Raw genomic sequence first — 2,545 nt, 5'->3', positions numbered from 1 at the left:
TATACCTTTTATTTTAGCAATGCGTTGCAACGCTTTTGAATTGGTTATATCGCAACCCAAGCCATAAACAGTATCTGTTGGGTAAATAATTAATCCACCATTTTTTAAGACCTCAACAACTTTTTTAATAGCGCCTTCGTTCGGCTTATCTTCATATATTTTTAAGAATTGAGCCATTGTAGGATTTAATTTGATTTTTGAATAGTAAAAATGCTAATTTTACGTTTTATACAAAGATACGGTAAGAGATGAAAACGAATATACTTTTTTGCATTTTAGTAACTGCATTATTTATTTCATGCAGTCCAAATGAAAATGAATTAACTTCTAATCCAATTAAAGAAGAAACATTTTTAGATTTGAGTTATGGTAATGATTCTAAACAAAAATTTGATTTGTATTTACCAGCCAATAGGACCACAACCACAAAAACACTGATTCTTGTTCATGGCGGCGGATGGACTTCTGGCGACAAAGCCGATATGAATTATTTGATACCTTTTATCAAACAAAATTTGTCAGGTTATGCTATTGCAAATATGAATTACAGATTGGCATCTACAGGAGTTTATGCTTTTCCTATGCAGATTGACGATGTGAATGCAGTATTTAATAAGTTAAAGAATGATAATAATAATATTTCAGATGATTTTGGATTTATAGGCACCAGTGCTGGTGCTCATTTATCACTATTGTATAGCTACACCAAAAATCAAAGCAATAATATTAAAATGGTCGCTAGTATTGTAGGCCCAACTAATTTTACCGATGTAAACTATACCAATAATCCAGCATGGATAAGTTTATATTTGTCATTGACTGGTGTAAATTATATTGGAAATGAAGCATATTATCAAAATTTAAGCCCTTATCATAAAGCAACTTCAGTTTCACCTCCAACTATTATGTTTTATGGCAATGCTGATTCTTTAATTCCAACTACACAGGGACAAGATTTACATGCTAAATTAGACCAACTGGGTGTTTACAACGAATTTAACTTATATAATGGAGGTCATGGAGACTGGGCTCCAATTGACCAATTGGATGCTTACACTAAATTGGCAAACTTTGTAAAGGCTAAATTTTAGGTAGTTTTTCAAATAGAAAAGCACAAAAATTGATTTCATTTTTCTGCGTTTCTATTTGAAATTTAATTTTTTAATAAGTGTAAGTTGTAGTTGATTTCAGATTTACACCTGAACTATTGGCACTTGCTTCAAAGAATTCTTTATCCTCTAAAACAAATCCATTATCATTATATAAAAACTGATGTGTTCTCGTTTCAGTGTATCTATTGGTTGGGCCAGAAGTAAAATTCTCTATTATATCAAGGAAACATCTTGTCAGGTTTTTGTTTGCTGGTGACGTTGAAGGATTGATGCTATTTATCATCAATTCATTGTAACCTAGAACATTTTTAAAAGGATTGTTTTTTGCATCATACTCATAAGTATATGTTGTAGTTCCTGTAGAACTATTTGTGGTGGATTGATATACGTGTTTAATGACATTGCCGTTTAATAACGTCATAACAGTTGTTCCATTATTATCTAAATATTCTACTCCAGTATTAACATCTACGTTATAAGTTTGTTTTGAAATAGTTCCATCTGTATTGTAAATGTATACATTTTTATTTTTTGAAATTATAACCAATTGACCATTGCTGGGCGTTAGACCATAGCTTGTGGCAGTTTTAAGTTTACCATTTTCGTAAATAAAATCCGTATAAGTATTATTGGATGCCTTTTTAGTAATCAAATTCCCTGTGTAGGTATAAGTAGTTTTGTCACTTGCGCTAGAGTTCTGATATACAGATTCTAAAATTTTATTTCCATTGTAGGTGTAAGTCGTCACAATTGGATAAAAAGTACCAACATAAGTAGAAGAAACTTTTTTTGGCAATATTTCTGCTGATACTGATGGATCTTGACCAGATTTTGCAACACTGTCTTCGTTTTGAGTACAAGAAACAGTTGCAAATAAAATTGCAATTAATAAATAAAGAGTATTTTTCATGATATTTAATTAGTTTTTAGTTTATAAGTTACAAATTAACTTGAAATAATTTAAAGTTACAATACCAGAATAAAGGTATTTTTTATTATTTATTGCAATATATTATTATGAATACAATTAGCCAATAACATCCAACTTAGCAAATCGCAACAATAATTTTTTAATGCCCCCAACTTCAAATTTAATTTCTGCTTTTTTATCTGCACCGCCACCTTCAAGATTTAAAACTTCACCTTTTCCAAAGCGTTCGTGCATGACAATATTTCCAGCAACTAATTTGTTATCAAATAAATTGGAGTTATTTGAATTGCTTGAAACTGGTTTTAATTTCCGAATATTAATATCAGATTTTGGTTCACTATCTGTAATATATTTTGGAGGTGTTCCAGCAATAGGTTTTGCCAAACGGAGTTTAGATTTGTCCACATCGCCAAAAATATCATGGTCAATCATGGGTTTGTAACGATAGTTTGTTTCTTCTGGAGTTAAATATTCTAGATATTGACCATCAATTTCTTCTATA

The 2,545-nt window shown here is 30.4% G+C and carries 3 protein-coding genes and 1 pseudogene; 1 reads left to right on the top strand and 3 read right to left on the bottom strand.

Going from position 1 to position 2,545, the window contains the following annotated elements; translation table 11 throughout:
- Positions 1 to 177 (bottom strand): Sua5/YciO/YrdC/YwlC family protein (locus RMN92_RS04475; RefSeq protein ID WP_309608266.1); only part of this gene is annotated, 177 nt, incomplete at its 3' end.
- Positions 178 to 248: 71 nt separating this feature from the next.
- On the opposite strand from RMN92_RS04475, the gene RMN92_RS04470 reads away from it, so the two are divergent.
- Positions 249 to 1,091 (top strand): alpha/beta hydrolase, encoded by an 843-nt coding sequence (locus tag RMN92_RS04470; RefSeq protein ID WP_309608265.1) that lies wholly within the window; start codon positions 249 to 251, stop codon positions 1,089 to 1,091.
- A gap of 70 nt (positions 1,092 to 1,161) precedes the next feature.
- Here the strand turns inward: RMN92_RS04470 and RMN92_RS04465 are convergent, their stop codons facing one another.
- Positions 1,162 to 2,022, bottom strand: coding sequence for a hypothetical protein (locus RMN92_RS04465; protein ID WP_309608264.1), 861 nt, complete (start codon positions 2,020 to 2,022; stop codon positions 1,162 to 1,164).
- Between the two features lie 117 nt (positions 2,023 to 2,139).
- A pseudogene (locus tag RMN92_RS04460) lies at positions 2,140 to 2,545 on the bottom strand (ATP-dependent DNA helicase); the annotation flags it as partial.

This window comes from Flavobacterium sp. (assembly GCF_031363805.1).
Classification (GTDB): domain Bacteria; phylum Bacteroidota; class Bacteroidia; order Flavobacteriales; family Flavobacteriaceae; genus Flavobacterium.
The sequence above is the reverse complement of the archived record's forward strand: the minus strand, read 5'-3'. Positions and strand labels throughout refer to the sequence as shown.